The following is a 2,291-nucleotide window of genomic DNA, read 5'->3' on the forward strand; positions in this document are numbered from 1 at the left end:
GGCAGTGCCTCTTCGAAGGCGTGCGCGGCGTGCGCTACGGCAGCGGCAGCAGCTTCGTCTACGGCAGCTTCAACGGCAGCGTCGACTGCAACAACGCGACCTTCGGCGACCCGGTGCCGAACGTCGTGAAGCACTGCGAGCTGAGCGACACCGAGCGGCCGCCGGCGATCGGCATCTGGGCGCCGTGCGCATTGGAGGGCCAGAGCTGCAGCTTCGACCGCACGCGGACCGTGGCCTACGGCGCACAGTCGTCGTACCGCTTGCTGACGCGCAGCGGCCCGGTGGCCTGCGACAACGCGACCTTTGTCGACCCGATCGTCGGGGTGGCCAAGCGCTGCTGGGTGGGCATCCTGCCGCAGAACCCGGGCTTCGAGTCGCCGGGGGTGGCGACGGGCAACGGCGTGCAGTACGGCGCGGCGAACGCGGCCTGGACCTTCTCGCCGGAGAGCGGCACCAGCGGCTCGGGCCTGCAGAAGAACGGCAGCGCGTTCGGYGCGGCGGCCGCGCCGGAGGGCCTGCAGACGGCCTTCGTGCAAAGCGGTGGGGCGATGAGCCAGGGCCTGGCCGACCTGTCGGCGGGGCGGTACGCGGTGCGTTTCAAGGCGGCGCGGCGGGGTTGGAGCTTCGGCGGCGTGCAGGCCCTCGGCGTCTACCTCGACGGCAACCTGCTGGGCAGCTTCACGCCGGGGTCGACGCAGTTCGAGTCGTTCACGACCCCGCCGATCGCGCTCGGTGCCGGCGCGCACACGCTGCGTTTCGCGGGCCAGAACACCACCGGCGACAACACCGCCTTCGTCGACGAGGTCGTGCTGCTGAACTATTGAGGCGAGGTATTGAGCCAACGTCACGCCCCTGTCATGGCGCCCCGCGATCATCTGGCAGCTCGGGGAGTCGTGGAGGGAGACCCATGCGTCGTCGTTGGAAGGCGTGGCTGCTGTGTGCGGCCACGCTGCTGGGTTCTGTCGCGGCCCAGGCCGGGCCCGTGCCTGCCGATCTGAAGTTCCGCGAGTTCTTCCAGCTGCCGGTCGGGCCACGCGGCCTCGCGCCCAGCGCGCGCCTGCTGTCGCTCGACGGCCAGCCGGTGCGCATCACCGGCTACCTGGCGCACCAGGATGCTGCGACCGCCGCCCCCGGCATCGCGCTGCTGACGCCGCTGCCCGTCTCGCTCGGCGACGAGGACGAGAGCTTCGCCGACGACCTGCCCGCCTCCACGCTCTACCTGCACCTGGCCGGCCCGCTCGCTGCGCGGACCATCTCGTACCGCCCCGGCCTCGTCTCGCTGACCGGCACGCTGCAGGTCGGCGCGCAACGCGAGGCCGACGGCCGCGCCTCGTTCGTGCGCCTCGTGCTCGACCCCGAATCCGCATCCGTTCTCCTGGAGTCCCCGAAATGAACCGCCTCGCCGTTGCCGCCCTCCTGCTCGCCGCTGCCGCCGCCCAGGCCGCGCCGAATGTCACGCGCCTCGTGCCGCCGAGCGAACTGTTCACGTCGAACGACCCGAACCCGCCGGTGATCGCGCGCTTCCTGCCCGGCCAGCGCTTCGACCTGCAGGCCACCGTGCGGCTGGACGCCGGCACCACGCTCGCCGCGTTCGAGTTCGCGGTCGACGGCGTGGTGCTGAAGCCGGCCTCGGCCGTCACCAGCGTCGTGACGACCGGCCTGAGCCTGCCGGCCGGCAGCAACGCGGCCGTCGTCTCGCAGCGCGCCTACTCCAACGCGAAACCCGGCATCCACAAGCTGACCGTCAACGCGACGCAGAGCGACGGCCAGCGCGTCAGCGCCACCGGCAACTTCGAGGTCGTCGCGCTGACCGGCGCGGGCCGCAAGGCGAAGAACATCATCATCCTGCTCGGCGACGGCATGGGCGCGGCCCACCGCACCGCGGCGCGCATCATGGCCAAGGGCTATGCGCAGGGCAAGGCGCATGCGGCGCTCGCGATGGACACCTTCCCGAACACCGGCATGGTGATGACCTCGTCGCTCGACGCGATCGTCACCGACTCGTCGCCCGGCATGTCGAACTACGTGACCGGGAACAAGGCCGCGAACAACCAGGAAGGCGTGTTCCCCGACGACACCGCCGACGCGTTCGACAACCCGCGCGTCGAGTACCTGTCGGAGTACCTGCACCGCACCCAGGGCAAGGCGCTGGGCATCGTGACCACCGCCGACGTGTTCGATGCGACGCCGGCCGCCAACGCGGTGCACACCTCGAACCGCGGCAACGGCACCGGCATCGTCGACCAGTTCCTCGACGACCGCGGGCTGACCGGCCTGTCGGTGCTGATGGG

At 71.3% G+C, this 2,291-nt stretch carries 2 protein-coding genes and 1 pseudogene; all 3 read left to right on the plus strand.

Annotated elements, in window-relative coordinates; genetic code table 11:
• Nucleotides 1-824: pseudogene (locus AC1D01_RS30870) on the plus strand (hypothetical protein); the annotation flags it as partial.
• 83 nt (nt 825-907) lie between these two features.
• Entirely contained in the window at nt 908-1,393 is a 486-nt protein-coding gene (locus AC1D01_RS30875; RefSeq protein WP_477873243.1) for a hypothetical protein, read from the plus strand.
• The coding region (locus AC1D01_RS30880; protein WP_477873245.1) for an alkaline phosphatase at nt 1,390-2,291 on the plus strand (902 nt) is incomplete at its 3' end. The genes AC1D01_RS30875 and AC1D01_RS30880, both read left to right, overlap by 4 nt.

Source organism: Rhizobacter sp. P3_B12 (genome assembly GCF_056402895.1).

Bases quoted from the DNA above. Each gene is read 5' to 3' on its own strand.
- AC1D01_RS30875 (WP_477873243.1), top strand. From the start codon at position 908: ATGCGTCGTCGTTGGAAGGCGTGGCTGCTGTGTGCGGCCACGCTGCTG.